The organism is Pseudanabaena sp. SR411, from assembly GCF_002251945.1.
In the GTDB taxonomy this organism is placed as follows: Bacteria; Cyanobacteriota; Cyanobacteriia; order Pseudanabaenales; family Pseudanabaenaceae; genus Pseudanabaena.
Genome location: NZ_NDHW01000132.1, coordinates 20,984 through 37,299, shown reverse-complemented (window position 1 = coordinate 37,299; position 16,316 = coordinate 20,984). Strand labels below are relative to the sequence as shown.

Annotated in this window: 15 protein-coding genes and 1 pseudogene; 14 read left to right on the top strand and 2 right to left on the bottom strand. The window is 42.9% G+C overall.

What is annotated here, in order from left to right:
- The first annotated feature begins 68 nt into the window (after positions 1-68).
- Entirely contained in the window at positions 69-566 is a 498-nt protein-coding gene (locus B9G53_RS13910) for a bifunctional nuclease family protein (protein ID WP_094533289.1), read from the top strand.
- Between the two features lie 46 nt (positions 567-612).
- On the opposite strand, the gene B9G53_RS13905 is transcribed toward B9G53_RS13910, so the two are convergent.
- On the bottom strand, positions 613-1,776 hold the full coding sequence (locus tag B9G53_RS13905; RefSeq protein ID WP_141211779.1) for a helix-turn-helix domain-containing protein: 1,164 nt from the start codon (positions 1,774-1,776) through the stop codon (positions 613-615).
- A gap of 542 nt (positions 1,777-2,318) precedes the next feature.
- Positions 2,319-3,056, bottom strand: coding sequence for a pseudouridine synthase (locus B9G53_RS13900; RefSeq protein ID WP_094533285.1), 738 nt, complete (start codon positions 3,054-3,056; stop codon positions 2,319-2,321).
- A gap of 270 nt (positions 3,057-3,326) precedes the next feature.
- On the opposite strand from B9G53_RS13900, the gene B9G53_RS13895 reads away from it, so the two are divergent.
- The 13 genes and pseudogenes from B9G53_RS13895 to B9G53_RS13835 all read left to right on the top strand — a co-directional run bounded on the left by B9G53_RS13895 (position 3,327) and on the right by B9G53_RS13835 (position 16,282).
- Positions 3,327-4,898: a ferredoxin--nitrite reductase gene (locus B9G53_RS13895; protein ID WP_094533283.1), complete on the top strand. Its 1,572-nt coding sequence runs from the start codon at positions 3,327-3,329 to the stop codon at positions 4,896-4,898.
- 60 nt (positions 4,899-4,958) lie between these two features.
- Positions 4,959-6,296, top strand: a complete 1,338-nt coding sequence (locus B9G53_RS13890; RefSeq protein ID WP_094533281.1) for a CmpA/NrtA family ABC transporter substrate-binding protein — start codon at positions 4,959-4,961, stop codon at positions 6,294-6,296.
- Between the two features lie 104 nt (positions 6,297-6,400).
- Entirely contained in the window at positions 6,401-7,330 is a 930-nt protein-coding gene (gene ntrB, locus B9G53_RS13885) for a nitrate ABC transporter permease (RefSeq protein WP_094533279.1), read from the top strand.
- Between the two features lie 148 nt (positions 7,331-7,478).
- Positions 7,479-8,315 (top strand): ABC transporter ATP-binding protein, encoded by an 837-nt coding sequence (locus B9G53_RS13880; RefSeq protein WP_094533277.1) that lies wholly within the window; start codon positions 7,479-7,481, stop codon positions 8,313-8,315.
- A 139-nt stretch (positions 8,316-8,454) separates the two neighbouring features.
- Positions 8,455-10,473 (top strand): nitrate ABC transporter ATP-binding protein, encoded by a 2,019-nt coding sequence (locus B9G53_RS13875; RefSeq protein WP_094533275.1) that lies wholly within the window; start codon positions 8,455-8,457, stop codon positions 10,471-10,473.
- 14 nt (positions 10,474-10,487) lie between these two features.
- On the top strand, positions 10,488-12,653 hold the full coding sequence (locus B9G53_RS13870; RefSeq protein ID WP_094533273.1) for a molybdopterin oxidoreductase family protein: 2,166 nt from the start codon (positions 10,488-10,490) through the stop codon (positions 12,651-12,653).
- Positions 12,654-12,785: 132 nt separating this feature from the next.
- Positions 12,786-13,217, top strand: coding sequence for a DUF29 family protein (locus tag B9G53_RS13865; RefSeq protein WP_094533271.1), 432 nt, complete (start codon positions 12,786-12,788; stop codon positions 13,215-13,217).
- Between the two features lie 97 nt (positions 13,218-13,314).
- Complete coding sequence (locus B9G53_RS13860) at positions 13,315-14,727, top strand: ATP-binding protein (protein ID WP_094533269.1); 1,413 nt, start codon at positions 13,315-13,317, stop codon at positions 14,725-14,727.
- A 5-nt stretch (positions 14,728-14,732) separates the two neighbouring features.
- A complete protein-coding gene (locus B9G53_RS13855; protein ID WP_094533267.1) occupies positions 14,733-15,098 on the top strand; it encodes a hypothetical protein in 366 nt (121 codons plus the stop codon).
- 28 nt (positions 15,099-15,126) lie between these two features.
- Complete coding sequence (locus B9G53_RS13850; protein ID WP_094533265.1) at positions 15,127-15,498, top strand: hypothetical protein; 372 nt, start codon at positions 15,127-15,129, stop codon at positions 15,496-15,498.
- Between the two features lie 63 nt (positions 15,499-15,561).
- Positions 15,562-15,819: pseudogene (locus tag B9G53_RS13845) on the top strand (tetratricopeptide repeat protein); the annotation flags it as partial.
- Complete coding sequence (locus tag B9G53_RS13840; RefSeq protein WP_094533261.1) at positions 15,820-16,080, top strand: type II toxin-antitoxin system HicA family toxin; 261 nt, start codon at positions 15,820-15,822, stop codon at positions 16,078-16,080.
- Positions 16,067-16,282 (top strand): type II toxin-antitoxin system HicB family antitoxin, encoded by a 216-nt coding sequence (locus B9G53_RS13835; RefSeq protein ID WP_094533259.1) that lies wholly within the window; start codon positions 16,067-16,069, stop codon positions 16,280-16,282. Before B9G53_RS13840 ends, B9G53_RS13835 begins: the two co-directional genes overlap by 14 nt.
- The last annotated feature ends 34 nt before the right edge of the window (positions 16,283-16,316 follow it).

Sequence of the window (16,316 nt, the reverse complement as noted above, 5' to 3'; positions counted from 1 at the left end):
AATATCACATCAAGAGCTTTGATGGATGAGGGGTACTTTCGCTCATTTCTTGAGGAAGGCTAGCAACAATGATCGAAATGAATGTGGCTGGGATTGCTATTGATGCTGTGAGCCGTAATCCTATTGTCCTATTACGAGACACTTTAGAACGCAGAGCATTGCCAATCTGGATTGGGGAAGCTGAAGCTAAAGCAATCATTGGGGCATTAGATGGCAGACCGCTAGAGCGCCCAATGACCCATGATCTCATGCTAAATTTCTTGGATGCGTGGGGTATAACGGTTGAGCGAATTGTCGTTCATGCACTTAAAAATAGTACTTTTTATGCTGTGATTACGGTTTCTCAGGGAGATATAAAAAAAGAAATAGATGCTCGTCCTAGTGATGCGATCGCGATCGCGGTGCGGGCAAAATGTCCGATCTGGGTGATGGAGGAGGTCATTCTCGAAGCCTCGATTCCTGTGGATCAGGATGCAGATGAAGCCGAGAGAAGAGCATTTCGTGAATTTTTGGCAAAGCTTACGCCCGAAGAATTAGTTAAAAAAAGTGGGCTTGAGAGCAATTAAAAAAAGCCACTAAAAAAACTTGCTTTTCAAGATTTTTTAGTGGCTTTTAGTTAGCAGAGTTGCTGGAATTGCCGTTAGACATTACCTCTACAAGTCCACGTAATCGCGCATCATTAGATCTGGTATTACTCGCTTGATTCATACCAAATAGTCTTTCCGCGACTTCTCCTTCTTTGCCAAGTACTTTAATTGGTTGATTGTTATAGCTAAGAGCTACTGACGATGCATTCCCAGCTCGAATGGAAATTTGGCGATCGCCTGACCAAGATAACTTTTTACCTTCATTAAGTACACCCTCAAACTCGGTCTGCCCATCAACGGTAATCCTTAGCCAAGATTCACCTTGCATGACAATACCGACATTAACGGGCTTATTCCCCACAAATTCAAAATTACCATTGGCGAGTGTAGTGCTATTGGGAGATGAATTATCCGAGACAAGACTACTATTCGCCCAAGCCGAGAGCATATTGTTTAGGGTAGGGGTTGCTCCCACAGGATTAGCTTGAGCCTGTGGTTTATTGAGAATATCTGTAGGATCTTGCTTTTTGACTTCTATCGGTATCGTAGCTGTAGAAACCGATGCAGGGGTTGTCATACCGACTGCTACTGATCCTGTCTGGCGCAAAACTTCTAGACCACCAACTTTTGGCAACAAAATTTCTGTCGGTTCGATCGCCTTGTTTGTTTTTGCGGAACTTATTTGAGCAGCATCCCCAAAATTAGTTTGATTGTCATTAATCTTGTTAGTCTCAGGTGAGTTGAGGAATGTTGCTAACAAACTGACTGCTCCTGCAATCACACCAACATATAGGGCATACAGATGCAGGGGACGAAGTTCGGCAGCGGCACTACCTGCCCACTTTTGTTCAGGTAAAACAGGATTTAAAGGAAAATCTTCTGAAAGATCCCCAACCCCCAAAGCATCACCATACTTACGGATAAATCCACGCACGTATACAGGTTCAGGCAAGGACTCCATTTGACCATCTTCGATCGCTCGTAAATAGCGCTCAGAAATTAATGTAGTCGCAGTTAGATGTGGAATTGACAGATCCTTGTCTTCTCGAATTCGCTTAAATTGCGCTCCGATTTCTGCTAATTTCTCTGCTTGCTTCGAGGTTGTAATATTCACAATACTCACAGACATGTAGGAAGAGATTGGACTGACTGACTTCAAGTTAGCTTGCAGTCGAACTTGGACAACCACAAGTTCTATGTAGAGCGTCGTTGGCGATTTTAATTAATCTGGCGATTTAAGTAATCTAATGTAATTATATTACCTAACCTAAAGTAATATAACATTCTGCAAAGTTTTCACAGCAAGTTACTGCGTCTCCAATTATATATCAAGGGCTATCTTGCTTACTGTGATTTGTTTTGAGATAAAAAATAATTTTTCGATAAAAGCTTTGCAAGACAAAGCTCTCTATATCCAGTCTCAAATCCAATAGAGAGTTGCGCCGCAACTCTCTATTGGATTTGAGTTTTTTTTCTTATTGAAAAATTGGGCGCTTATTTAAATGAAACTTGCTGTAAATAATCCCTATAGCAATGTAAGTTTTGTTTAGGACATAAAACCCAAAAGATGAGTGGCGGCGCAAAGCGCCGCCACTCATCTTTTGGGTTTTGATTTGTCTTAGCTATCTCTTGCGTTGCTATATTAAAGATCGATGTTGAGGCTTTACACGAGGGTTGTGAGAGTGCATCCCTTCGGGGCGCACTCTCACAACCCATTTAGGATTGCTATGTTCAAGATTGGATTGGATATAATGTCTTGATTTCATCATCGCCTAATAGTCGATAAGCGCCTGATTTGAGAGTTTCAAGGGCAATAGTCGCGATCGCTACACGGTGTAGAGCTAGAACAGGGTGACCTAAATTTTCGGCAACCCGACGAATTTGGCGGTTACGACCTTCTGACAAAATTATCTGCAATTGAGTACGTGGAGTTTGGTATTTATTCTCTTCAATTTGCAGAATGTTTACAGTCGCTGGGAGGGTGAGTTTATCGTCAAGAATAATTCCCTCTTGCCATTGTTGAATGATGTGATGGTCAGGAATATCTTTGACCCAAACTTCATAGGTTTTGGCGACATGATGGCGAGGATGCATTAGATAATTTGCAAAATCACCATTGTTAGTCAAGATCAAAGCCCCACTGCTGTTATAGTCCAGCCTTCCCACTGGATAGACATGTTGATATTGTGATGGTAGAAGGTCTAAAACTGTCTTTCTTCCTTGGGGATCATCGCAGGTACTGACTACACCTGTGGGCTTATTAATTAATAGATATACAAATTCTGGAGCCTTAGTTTGGAGTAACTTGCCATCAACTTCAATGCGATCGCGCTCAGGATCAGCTTTTGTTCCTAATTCAGTAATAGTTTTTCCATTTACCGCAACTCGTCCCGCCAAAATGATCTGTTCTGCTTCTCTTCGGGAAGCTATACCATGTCTAGACAGAATTTTTTGAAGGCGATCGCTCATAAAACAAATAATAGGATGAAAGGCGGCACGATGTGCCGCCTTTCATCTAAAAAAACGCAAGCGCTTATGCGGTTAATGCATTAAGTTATTGCAATTATTAAATAAAGTTTAAAAATATGTAGTTTCTTATACGAATCGGGATCGAAACGTTAAGTAGTGTAAATCCTATACAAAGTCGAAATAGAGCTTGAGAACTAGAAATTTAGGATTTCGCTATATTCAGCGATCGCTAAACCTAGACTTCCCAAGTATGAGCCAAGGATAAATCACATGGCAAACAAAATTGAAGCCCTTAAAGCAGCGAAAGATGGTTTGGCGATCAAAGCCGAGATTGCGCGCTTTGCCGAAATTGGTTGGGAAGCGATCGACGATGACGATTTGCAACATCGCTTGAAATGGTTAGGTGTATTCTTTCGCAAAAGTACTCCTGGTCGATTTATGGTCAGAATGCGAATTCCCAATGGATTACTGAGTAGTGATCAGATGCGCGTTCTGGCTTCGGTAGTCGAAAAGTGTGGTGAGCATGGTGTTGCGGACATCACCACCCGCCAGAATATTCAGATGCGCGGTATTCTGCTCGAAGATGTTCCTGAAATGTTCGATAAGTTCCGATCAGTTGGTCTGACTAGCGTGCAGTCAGCGATGGATAACATCCGTAATATTACAGGTTCACCTGTGGCGGGTATTGATGCCAACGAGCTTTACGACACTCGCGAGTTAGCTATCCAAGTTCAAAATTTACTTACTAATAACGGAGAAGGTAATCCTGCCTTTACGAACTTACCTCGCAAGTTTAATATTGCGATCGCGGGTTGTCGTGATAACTCCACCCATGCCGAAATCAACGATTTAGCCTTTGTCCCCGCTTTTAAAGAAGAATCTAAAGAAACCTTTGGATTTAATGTTTTGGTTGGTGGTTTCTTCTCAGCCAAGCGAATCGCTGCTGCAATTCCTCTAAATGTTTGGGTTGCTCCTGAAGATGTAGTGGCTCTTTGCGAGGCGTTGCTAATTGTGTTTCGGGACAATGGACTGCGTGATAGCCGCCAAAAATCTCGCCTGATGTATTTAATCGATGAGTGGGGAATTGAGAAATTCCGCATGGAAGTCGAGAAGCAAATGGGCAAGCCTTTAGCCGCCGCCGCCGCTAAGGACGAAATTGAATGGGAAAAGCGCGATCATATCGGTGTCCATAAGCAAAAACAAGCGGGATTAAATTACGTTGGGCTGCAAATTCCTGTAGGTCGGATGTATGCGCCTGATATGTATGAATTTGCGCGTCTTGCTGAAACTTACGGTAATGGCGATATGCGTCTTACCGTTGAGCAGAATCTAATCATTACCCATGTTAGTGATGCAAACGTAACTGAGCTGCTGCAAGAACCTCTACTTCAGAAGTTCCCCGTTGATCCAGACAACCTCATGCGCGGACTGGTTTCCTGCACGGGTAATCAGTTCTGTCCTGTGGCGATCGTTGAGACCAAAAACCGTTCTCTCGCGCTTACTAAGCAGCTTGCTGAAGATTACGAACTCAAGAAAGTAGTTCGTATTCATTGGAGCGGCTGTCCGAACTCTTGTGCTCAGCCACAGGTTGCTGATATCGGCTTCACTGGCTGTAAGGCTCGCAAAGATGGCAAGGTTGTCGATGGTGTGGACATATATATGGGCGGCACTGTCGGCAAAGATGCTCATCTAGGCACTTGCGTAATGGAGAAGGTTCCCTGTGAGGACTTGCGCGAAGTAGTTGGCAAACTTTTAGTGGAACGCTTTGGCGCTATTCCGAGAACTACATCTACCAATGTGGCGATCGCTACTTCATCAGCAGAACTTGTTTCGGTCAATTAATTTTGACTAGTTAACAAGCAATTCAGAAAATTTAATTCAACAATTTAATCAAGGATACCAATGAGTACATTCTCTCGTCGCAAATTTTTAACCACCGCAGGACTTTCTACTGTAGGTGCGATCGCCCTTAATGCTTGTACTAGCACTGAAACTCCTACGGCTACAACGACAACAGCCGCTAGTCCCACCGCTACCGCTACTACTGCTGCTCCAGTCAATGCCGCTGATGCACCTGAAGTTACCAAGGCGAAACTAGGATTTATTGCGCTTACTGATGCTTCACCTCTAATCATTGCATTGGAAAAAGGCTTCTTCGCAAAATATGGTATGAAAGATGTCGAAGTTCTTAAACAAGCTTCTTGGGGAACTACCCGCGACAATATTGTGCTTGGCTCTGATGCAGGTGGCATTGATGGCGCTCACATCTTAAGCCCCATGCCATACTTAATCTCCGAAGGGAAGATTACCAATGGCAATAAAGTGCCAATGTACATTTTGGCAAGACTTAATACCAATGGACAAGCGATTTCCATCGCCAACGACTTTAAAGATGCCAAGATTGCTTTGAAGAGCGAATCTCTTAAAGAAAGTTTTGCCAAAATCAAAGCTGGTGGGAAAGACATTAAATGTGCAGTAACTTTCCCTGGTGGAACCCATGACCTCTGGATGCGCTACTGGCTATCTGCTAATGGCGTTGACCCCGATAAAGATGTTTCCACAATCGTTGTGCCACCACCACAAATGGTTGCCAATATGAAGGCAGGAAATATGCAGGCTTTTTGCGTGGGTGAGCCTTGGAATGCGCGTCTAGTTGCCCAAAACTCTGGTTACACTGCCCTCATTACAGGTGAACTTTGGAAAGATCACCCCGAAAAAGCATTTTCCCTCCGTGCTGACTGGGTAGACAAGAATCCTAAGGCGGCGAAGGCTTTATTGGCAGGTGTTCTCGAAGCTCAGGTATGGTGCGAAGATCCAGCCAATAAGGAAGAGATGTGCAAAATCGTCGGTGCTGATAAGTGGTTTAAAGTCCCTGCCGCCGAAATTTTGGGTAGACAACAGGGCAAGGTTGACTACGGTGATGGTAGAACCATTGACAATCTTGACCTATCGATGAAATTCTGGAAAGATAGCGCTTCCTATCCATTTAAGAGCCATGACCTTTGGTTTGTGACTGAAGACATGCGTTGGGGATATTTCGATGCTAGTACCGATGCTAAGGCAATGGTTGACAAGGTAAACCGTGAAGACCTGTGGAAAGAAGCCGCGAAAATGATTGGCAAGGAAGCAGATATTCCTAAGAGTACTTCTCGCGGTATTGAAACCTTCTTTGATGGTGTGAAGTTTGATCCTGAAAATCCTAAGGCTTATTTAGAAGGTCTCAAAATCAAGAAGGCTTAAGGATTATCTCTAACTCAACAGTTTTAACAAGGGGCTTAAGCCCCTTGTGATCATTTCAACGATTCATCTTTAGTCCTCAAATTAGCATCTAGGAAATAACCAAAATGGCGGCAGGAAGCTTAAGTTCTAAATTTACCTCTAACAAGATTGGTGAATGGTTTCAGCAACAAGCAAAATATATTATTCCTCCAGCGATCGCCCTAATATTTCTATTAGGTATCTGGCAAATTCTCTGCTCTGGAGCTAAGCCACCTTTGCCACCACCGACCAAGGTTTGGCAAGAGACACAGCAGTATATCTGGCATCCATTTTTTGATCGCAACTACTTTGATGTCAATGAGAAAGAAAAAATTGATAGCCCTGCGCGTCAAGCTCTCAAGGAAAAGGTCACCATTGAGCAAGGCTTAGGCGTAAAAACGATGACTAGCTTGCGCCGTGTGGCAGTTGGCTATACCGCCTCAGCAATTATTGGTATTTCTCTTGGCATTGCGATCGGTACAAATGCCTTTTTATATCGAGCCTTTGACCCCATTTTCCAAGTTTTACGGACAATCCCACCCCTTGCATGGCTACCGATCGCCATGTCAGCATTCCAAGGTGTCAATGAATCTCTAAAAACTGTCGGCTTAGATGTTACCGAGGCAGCCGCGCTATTCGTAATTTTTGTAACTTCGATCTGGCCAATCTTGATGAATACGGCTGTTGGTGTACAGCAGGTTCCTCAAGATTATCGCAACGTGTCTAGAGTCCTGCGCCTCAGTAAAGTCGATTACTTCATTACCATTCTGATGCCATCGGCGGCTCCTTACATTTTCACAGGATTGCGTATTGCCGTTGGTCTATCATGGCTAGCGATCGTAGCTGCGGAAATGTTGACAGGTGGTGTTGGTATTGGCTTCTTTATTTGGGACAGCTACAACAGCCAAAAAAGCAGCGAACTGATTCTTGCTCTGTTTTATATTGGTGTAGTTGGTTTCCTATTAGACAAATTGATCTATTACATTAGCAAGTTTACGGTTCAGTCTGATTCTTAGATTTTGGGTAGAAGCTAAAAGCTAATAGCTTTTAGCTATCAAAGATTTTGGATACATCTAAACCAAAAAACTAGCCTTTATTTACCTTGTTAAATAGCCAAAAGCTAACAGCCAAAAGCTAAAACCCTTTTCACTCATCAAATTCCCTATGCAGACACTAGATATTACCGACAACGATCAGAAACACCATCAAGATCCATTTCTAGTTATTGATGGTGTTTCCAAAGTCTATCCAACTCCTCGTGGTCCCTACACGGTATTGCAGGATGTTAATCTCACAGTCTATGAAGGTGAGTTTATTTGTGTGATTGGTCACTCTGGCTGTGGCAAGTCAACGCTCCTGAATATGGTGGCAGGGTTTAATCGACCTACTGCTGGCGAAATTTGTTTGCGATCAAAGCCGATCCTGCGTCCAGGTCCCGATCGCATGGTGGTATTCCAAAACTATTCCCTATTACCTTGGATGACTGCCTTTGAGAATGTTTATCTTGCCGTCAAGCAAGTTTATACAGATAAGTCCAAGGAAGAGAAAATCAAGATTGCCAAAAACAGTCTGGAGATGGTGGGCTTGACAGAAGCAATGCACAAAAAACCAAAGCAACTCTCTGGAGGAATGCGTCAGAGAGTCTCGATCGCCCGTGCTTTGTCAATTCGTCCTGAGGTTCTCATCCTTGATGAACCCTTTGGAGCCTTAGATGTGATGACTCGCGAAGAACTTCAAGAAGAATTACTTGCAATCTGGCGCGAACATAGGGTAACGGCGCTGATGATCACCCATGAAATCGATGAAGCGTTATTTCTAGCCGATCGCATTGTGATGATGAGCAATGGACCCGCCGCCAACGTAGCCGAAATCATTGATGTTCCCTTTGCCCGTCCCCGTAATCGCAAAGCGATCGCCGATGATCCACGCTATTACACTCTCCGTAACTATATTCTCGAATTTTTGTATAACCGTTTTGCCCTAGCTGATGAAGCTGATTAAATTACGAATTAGGAATTAGGAATTACGAGTTATCAAGTTAATAGTTCATAATTCCTTAATTGCTAAATGGTAACGCTCAATCCGTAATTCCTAATTCTCAATTCGTAATTAATAATTCGTAACTTACCAACAAACCACCATGTCTAAATTTCTAGAAATTGACCACGTAACTCGTACTTTCAAAACCAACAATGGACAGCCCTATGTGGCGGTTAAAGATGTTTATTTTGAGATGAAGGAAGGTGAATTTGTCTCGATTATTGGACATTCTGGTTGTGGTAAATCCACGGTTTTGAATATTTTGTCTGGCTTGGACAAAGCCAGTGCTGGCGGGATTGTTTTAGAAGGTAGGGAAGTTAGCGAGCCAGGGCCCGATCGCATGTTGGTGTTCCAAAACCATTCGCTATTGCCTTGGCTAACGGTGCGTCAAAATATTGGGCTAGCCGTCAATCGGGTGTTAAGAGATCAATCGAAACAAGAACGCGATCGCATTATCCAAGAACATATTGATTTAGTTGGCTTAAGTCATGCTGCTGATAAATATCCTCGTGAGATTTCAGGTGGGATGAAACAGCGGGTGGGGATTGCCCGTGCTTTGGCGATTAAGCCGAAAATTCTTTTGTTAGATGAACCTTTTGGGGCTTTGGATGCTTTGACCAGAGGGCGCTTACAAGAAAAGTTAATGCATATTTGCGATGAAAGCAAAATTTCGGCAGTAATGATTACCCATGATGTGGATGAGGCTCTGCTGCTAAGCGATCGCATTATCATGATGACCAACGGGCCAGAAGCAAAAATCGGACAAGTTCTCACCGTTGATTTGCCGCATCCTCGCAAACGTCTAGAAGCAGTTAATCATCCTAATTACTATCGACTGAGAGGTGAAGTTGTTAATTTTCTGGATCGCCAGAAACAGATCAAACTTGAACGGGCTAAGAACAAGAGTAATGCAGCAATTAGTCTTGGTAGTATTGAGAAGACTAATCTCACGATTGGCTATATTCCTCTCACCGATTGCGCTCCCTTTGCGATCGCTCAAGAGAAAGGATTGTTTGCCAAATATGGGCTAGATGTTACTCTCTCCAAAGAAAATAGCTGGAATGATCTCGCTGAGGGAATTCGCGATGGTCGTCTCGATGCTGCCCAAATGGTTACAGGAATGCCCCTTGCTATTAGTCTAGGCATGGGTAACAAGATTCCCGTCCCCGTAGTTACTTCTTTAACCTTGAGTCGCAATGGCAATGCGATTACCCTCAGCAATAGGCTCCATGATGAGGGCGTACATGATCTCGCTTCCCTAAAAGCCTATGTGGATAAATTTGCTGATGCGTACAATCCTGCGATGGGAATGGTACATCATGCCTCAATGCATAACTTGCTACTGCGGCATTGGCTAGCTAGTGGTGGTATTCAACCTGATCAAGATGTGGATGTCATCGTGATTCCACCTCCACAAATGGTTTCTAACTTGATGGCAAATAATATCATCGGTTACTGTGTGGGCGAGCCTTGGAACGTTCGCGCAGTCAACAGTAATGTTGGCTTTGTGGTGGCGACAGATCTCGATATTTGGCGCGGACATCCAGAGAAAGTATTAGGTGTTCGGAAAGATTGGGCGGAACAATATCCCAATACCCATTTAGAGCTAGTCAAGGCTCTATTGGAAGCATCACAGTTCTGTGAGCCATTGGCAAATCGTGATGAGGTGGTGTTGACTTTGGCAAGCCCTAAATACCTCAATCTTGATCCTGTATACATTCGTCCAGGCTTTGCAGGTCCCTATCGCATCAATACGATGGAAGCGAAGTATGAGCAAGATTTCTGTCAATTTGGGGTTGGTAATATGCCATCACGAAAAGAGCAGTTATGGGTGCTGGCGCAAATGGCGCGTTGGGGATTAGTCAATTTTCCAGAAAATCATGCAGAAGTTATCTATAACTTGCTTGCCACGAGTGTTTATCAGCAAGCTGCGAAGGAGCTAGAGATTCCCATTATCGAAGAAGACAAATCGCCAATTGTTTTAGCCGATGGTTCCGTGTTTGATCCTAATGATCCGATCGCAGCATTGCACTCTATGCCATACTCAAAATTTACTGAAACTAGCTATTTTGATCCTGTTAAAGGTTTTGCCTCCAAAAAAGTAGCTGTTCGCCAATAGCTCAATAACCGTCTATGTCTGCACCTATTCCTGCCTCAACCACACCCCAAATCGTCAAAACCCTCTGTCCTTATTGTGGTGTTGGTTGCGGTTTGGAAATTGTGGAAACAACTAATCAACCAACAGTCAAATTTCCCGATCGCTTCAAAGTTAGAGGCGATCGCAGTCATCCCTCCAGTCAAGGTATGGTCTGCGTCAAAGGTGCAACGATTGCCGAATCCATTCAAAAAGATCGGCTATTGCATCCCATGATGCGCGATCGCCTTGATGATGAATTTCGCCAAGTCAGTTGGGATGAAGCTCTCGATGCGATCGTCACACGGATGCAGCAGGTAATCGCGACCAAGGGTGCAGATGCTCTCTGTATGTATGGTTCGGGACAATTTCAAACTGAGGATTATTACACGGCTCAGAAACTGTTTAAAGGCTGTTTGGGAACCAATAATTTTGATGCTAATTCGCGGCTTTGTATGTCGTCGGCAGTTTCGGGCTATGCCAAAAGTTTTGGCTCCGATGGACCGCCCTGTTGCTATGAAGATTTAGATATTACCGATTGTTTATTCGCGATTGGCACAAATACCGCCGAATGTCATCCGATTATTTTCAATCGCTTCCGTCGTCATCATAAAAAGAATTCCTATGTAAAACTAGTCGTCGTCGATCCGCGTCGTACCCAAACTGCTGAAGCTGCGGACTTACATTTAGCGATTCAACCAGGGACAGATATTGATTTATTAAATGGTATCGCTCATTTGTTATTGCAATGGGGAAAATGCGATCGCCAATTTATCGAGCAACACACTAATGGATTTGCCGAATTTGCGGAAATCACCCAACTCTATACACCTGAATTTGTGGCGCGGCGCTGTGGCATTAATGTTGACGATTTGGAACTAGCCGCAAAATATTGGGCGGAATCGTCACGAGTTCTCTCCATTTGGTCAATGGGAGTCAATCAATCCACTCAAGGTACAGCCAAAGTCCAATGCATCATTAATTTGCATTTACTAACGGCTCAAATTGGCAAAGCTGGCTCTGGTCCCTTCTCATTGACTGGTCAACCCAATGCGATGGGAGGCAGAGAAGCAGGGGGCTTAGCGCATTTACTGCCTGGGTATAGATTTGTTACTAATCCTCAACACCGAGCTGAATTAGAAACATTTTGGGATTTACCCTCTGGACAAATTTCTGCCCAAGTCGGGCGTACGGCTTGGGATATGATTCGCGGCTTAGAATCTGGTGAAGTAGATTTTCTCTGGATTGCGGCGACAAATCCCGCCGTTAGTTTTCCTGATCTGGTGAGAACAAAAGCGGCGCTAAGGCGATCGCCTTTCACCGTTTATCAAGATGCATATTATCCAATTGAAACCTCGGCTTTTGCTCATATTCTCCTTCCCGCTACGCAATGGAGTGAAAAGACTGGCACAATGACTAATTCTGAGCGCTGTGTCACTCTCTGCCAAGCCTTTCAGCTCCCACTAGGAGAAGCCCGTGATGATTGGGCAATTTTTGCTGAAGTCGGTCGCAGACTTGGATTTGCTGACAAATTCCAATTTCAAACTTCTGCTGATGTTCATGCCGAGTTTGTGCAGATCACTCGCGATCGCCCCTGTGATATGACAGGTATCAGCCATGCAAAGCTAGCTAAACTGGGGGCGATGCAATGGAATAGTTCCGATCAAAATCCTGAACAAGACGAAAATCATCACAAGCGTCTCTATACTGATTTGCAATTCCATACGAGCGATCGCAAGGCAAAATTTGGCGCTTATCATTCCCAAGGTGTGTTTGAAATTCCTGATGAGCAGTATCCATTTATTCTCACCACTGGTAGGCTATACGGGCATTGGCATACGCAAACTCGCACAGGTCGCATTGACAAAATCCGTCAGATGCATCCCAATCCCTTTATCGAAATTCATCCCAAGGATGCCAACAAGTTTGGCATTAATAACGGCGATCTAGTGGAAGTGCGATCGCGTCGTGGTTCTTCCAAATTTCCTGCGCTGGTAACTGAGGCGATCGCTAGAGGCGTATTATTTGTACCAATGCATTGGGGAACTCTCTGGGCAGATAACGCGGAGGCGAATGCCCTCACGCATCCTGAAGCCTGTCCAGACTCAAAGCAACCAGAGTTAAAAGCCTGTGCGGTGGCGATCTCAGTAGTTAATTCGCCTTAGTGGATTTGTAGTCCCCAAAGCATTTTCCTATGACTGATGTAAAATGAAGACATTAGTAAATTTGGTGGTGTAAATAATTTAACAGTGACAGGCGATATCAATTGCGTTGAACTGAGGTAAGAGGTGAATGCGATGGAAGAATTGTTAGAACTTAAGGGATTTTTACTTGGTGGCAATATCCATGAAGCTTTGCTGTTGGTTGAGGAAATGACGGAAATGAGCAAAGACGATAAGCTGAATAAAATCTCTAGTTTTGCCAAGATCCTCTTATTACATTTAATCAAACGCCAAGCAGAAGGAAGAACAACGAGATCGTGGGATGCTTCCATTGAGAATGCTGTGTATGAAATCCAAAAAACCAATCGTCGGCGCAAAGCTGGTGGTAATTATTTATCGATTGAGGAATTGAGAGAAGCTATCAGTGATGCCTATCGAGTAGCTTTGTCAGGCGCGGCGGCTGAGGCTTTTGGTGGTTGTTATACGGTGTCACAATTAGCCGCAATGGTCGATCGCAATGCCATTATCGATCAGGCGATCACCTTGATTTTGGCAGATAGTGAATAAGCGATCGCCAAAATCCTAAAAATCGTAATTTTTCTAGCTATTACTTTCATTGGTATGATGGCATTATTTGCTTACCTAGCTATTATCTGCGGCAATTATGGATCTTGAACTTCTCGCAAAATTTCAACAAATTTATAAAGACTTGGATCTGTTCCCGCTAGTTGAAGCCGAGGATATTGCAAAATTTCGGGTGGACTATGGGCTAGAGGTCAAGGTTAGACTGAGGCGAGAAATTGAGGCATCTGAAAAAAATGGCAAATTTATTTTTGCGGGGCATCGTGGTTGTGGTAAGTCAACTCTGTTGAAGCGATTAGCCAATGAAATGTCCGATCAACATTATGTGGTGTTTTTCTCGATCGCCGATCTGATCGAGATGACAGCGGTAACACATACGAATATTTTGTACGCGATCGCTTTGTTAATGCTTAGCCATGCTCAAAAACTAGGAGACATAGACAAAGATATTCATGAAACTATTTTAGGATGGACTGCTCACCAGCAAACAAAAGACGAAGAAGCTAGAGGCAAATCAGGGGTTGAGATTGAATTTTTGCCTGTACTTACGTCAAAATTGCAAACAGAAATGAGTTTTCGTGATGAATTAGAGACAAACTTTGTTAAAAAGATTTCTGACTTAGTTAGCAAAATTGATCGCCTTGCTGCCACTATTCAAATTAAGACGCAAAAGCCTGTAATTGTGATTATTGACGATCTTGACAAGTTAGATTTGTCCTTAGTCGAAGCGATTTATCGCAATAACATTAAGGCTCTTTTTTTGCCCCAGATTCGGATTGTCTTTACAATTTCTATTCCCGCAATTCGAGATCCGCAGATAATGGGAGCGCTTAATTCGGAAGGGGTGGTGCGTCCGCATCTGTTCCCTGTGACTAAGTTCTTTCCAAAAGATGATCGCCATAATCCAGAAGTGGAACCAATTGCTAAAAATCTCAATGTATTTCTGAAGGTGTTAGAAAAGCGCATTCCTGAAGGATTGATCGAGCCGCAAACTGCCCGTGCGATGGTGTTAAAGAGTGGTGGGGTGATGCGGGAATTGGTGCGGATTGCGCGGGAATGCTGTACGGAATGTATGGTGCAAATCGAGATTGAATCAGATCGCGAAGATATTATGATCGATGAAGAGATTCTTAATGCAGCCTTACAGAATTTGCGGCATGACTTTACGCGGCAGATTGGTCTTAGCCTCTATGACTTGCTAGTGGAAGTTTATGAAACGGCAGAAGCTGTAAATGATGCTAATTTCATTAGGATGTTGCAGGCGTTGATGATATTAGAGTATGAAAATGCTTCTCTTTGGTATGATCTCCATCCGATTGTGGCTGATTTACTGAAACAGAAAAAACTCATCGATTCTGAAATCAGTAGAGCAAGTTTCAACGATTCTGAAATCAGTGGAGCAAGTTTCAACTTTAATATCAGTCATGATTCACATCGAAGAAAAGAAGCTCTACTAGAAAGAATAAATAAAGAACTAGCAAAGCTTGAGGAATAGAGTTAATGAGTAAAATCTATAAACGCTTTGCAAATTTCAAAAAACTCAGAGTTAAACAAATTCAGAATCTTTCTGGCGCTTTATCTGAACAAATTATTATGGTTATTGATAATGAAATTATGAGAGTTAAAGAAGAGATATCTGAACAGATTACAGAAATTACTGAGGACATCAACGACAACCAGTCTATGGCAGTTCTAGATTTAAAACGTCTAAAACAAAAGCTTTTGCTGTTAGCAGTAGACATTGTTTACGAACCAGAAGAAGACCAGTTTATTAGAGGGATAACCTATAATATCAATGCCCCTGTTGGTCAGCTAAATACTGGTAAAGTTGATGTTCAGGGCGATAGTATAGGTAGAAAAGAATAAATTTTAATCACAGAAAACACAAATCAAAATGTCAGAATCTACTTTCAACTTTAATGCTGCGGTTGGTCAGATAATTACGGGTGACATTAGTGTCAGTGGTGACAATATTGGCATTCAAAATAATTGTCCTGAAGCAAATCAAGAACTTACTGAACTAACCAATCAACTCGAAAGTATTATCAGAAATATTCAAGATCAAATGAATCTTGATCCAATTAAACGAGCAGATCAAATCATTACTATTCAAGTTGCCCAACAAGAAATTGAAAAGCAAACTAATCTTAGAGATCGCCTTGTTGCTGCTATAAAAGCTGGTACTTTTGAAACTATTAAGCAATTGACTCAACATCCCTTGGTTCAGATTTTACTCGAAGCTTTTAGAGCAGGGATTGAAATTTAAATAATAATCGCAAGTAGTTTGACAGTAAGAATTAAGTACATAAAATAATAATCGCAAGAGAACTACAGCGAAGCCGAACCTCTCTATGTGCGATCGCTATCGATTTTGGAACGCCAACTAGGAGCAGACCATCCCTCTGTCGCCGCCAGTCTCAACAATCTTGCATTACTTTACGAAGCGCAAGGGAAGTACAGCGAAGCCGAACCTCTCTATCTGCGAGCTATCCAAATTTTTAAAAAAGCCCTTGGTTCCGGGCATCCCAATACAGTCACAGTCCGCCAAAATTATGAGATTATGTGCAAAACCATGGAGGAGACATAAATGGGAAAATACGAAAAATTCAGACAAAAACTGCTTGATGGTGGCAGTGACAACAGTATTGATTTTGAAACCCTCTGCCAATTTTTAAAGCGACTAGGCTTTAGTGAAAGGATCAACGGTAGTCATCATATTTTTTACAAAGACGACATTCCTGAGATTCTCAATATACAATCAAAGCAAGGCAAAGCCAAAGCCTACCAAGTCAAACAAATCAGAAATGCAATCCTCAGATATAAACTCAAAGAAAATGACACCAATTAAGTACGAATTGATTGTTTATTGGAGTGAAGCAGATGAAGCCTTCATCGTTGAAGTTCCCGAACTTGCAGGTTGCATGGCAGACGGACAAAGCTATGCCGAAGCCGTAGCCAACGCCGAAATCATCATTCAAGAATGGATAGAAACAGCGAAAACACTAGGAAGAATCATCCCCACACCCAAAGGACGATTGATGTACGCCTAATTTTACTCTTTGCAAGGGAAGTACAGCGAAGCAG

Excerpts from the sequence above, each read along its gene's own strand:
- B9G53_RS13875 (WP_094533275.1), top strand. The coding sequence starts at position 8,455 with ATGTCTAAATTTCTAGAAATTGACCACGTAACTCGTACTTTCAAAACC.
- B9G53_RS13835 (WP_094533259.1), top strand. The coding sequence starts at position 16,067 with ATGACACCAATTAAGTACGAATTGATTGTTTATTGGAGTGAAGCAGAT.
- B9G53_RS13855 (WP_094533267.1), top strand. The coding sequence starts at position 14,733 with ATGAGTAAAATCTATAAACGCTTTGCAAATTTCAAAAAACTCAGAGTT.
- ntrB (WP_094533279.1), top strand. The coding sequence starts at position 6,401 with ATGGCGGCAGGAAGCTTAAGTTCTAAATTTACCTCTAACAAGATTGGT.
- B9G53_RS13860 (WP_094533269.1), top strand. The coding sequence starts at position 13,315 with ATGGATCTTGAACTTCTCGCAAAATTTCAACAAATTTATAAAGACTTG.
- B9G53_RS13865 (WP_094533271.1), top strand. The coding sequence starts at position 12,786 with ATGGAAGAATTGTTAGAACTTAAGGGATTTTTACTTGGTGGCAATATC.
- B9G53_RS13900 (WP_094533285.1), bottom strand. The coding sequence starts at position 3,056 with ATGAGCGATCGCCTTCAAAAAATTCTGTCTAGACATGGTATAGCTTCC.
- B9G53_RS13840 (WP_094533261.1), top strand. The coding sequence starts at position 15,820 with ATGGGAAAATACGAAAAATTCAGACAAAAACTGCTTGATGGTGGCAGT.
- B9G53_RS13880 (WP_094533277.1), top strand. The coding sequence starts at position 7,479 with ATGCAGACACTAGATATTACCGACAACGATCAGAAACACCATCAAGAT.
- B9G53_RS13850 (WP_094533265.1), top strand. The coding sequence starts at position 15,127 with ATGTCAGAATCTACTTTCAACTTTAATGCTGCGGTTGGTCAGATAATT.
- B9G53_RS13890 (WP_094533281.1), top strand. The coding sequence starts at position 4,959 with ATGAGTACATTCTCTCGTCGCAAATTTTTAACCACCGCAGGACTTTCT.
- B9G53_RS13910 (WP_094533289.1), top strand. The coding sequence starts at position 69 with ATGATCGAAATGAATGTGGCTGGGATTGCTATTGATGCTGTGAGCCGT.
- B9G53_RS13870 (WP_094533273.1), top strand. The coding sequence starts at position 10,488 with ATGTCTGCACCTATTCCTGCCTCAACCACACCCCAAATCGTCAAAACC.
- B9G53_RS13895 (WP_094533283.1), top strand. The coding sequence starts at position 3,327 with ATGGCAAACAAAATTGAAGCCCTTAAAGCAGCGAAAGATGGTTTGGCG.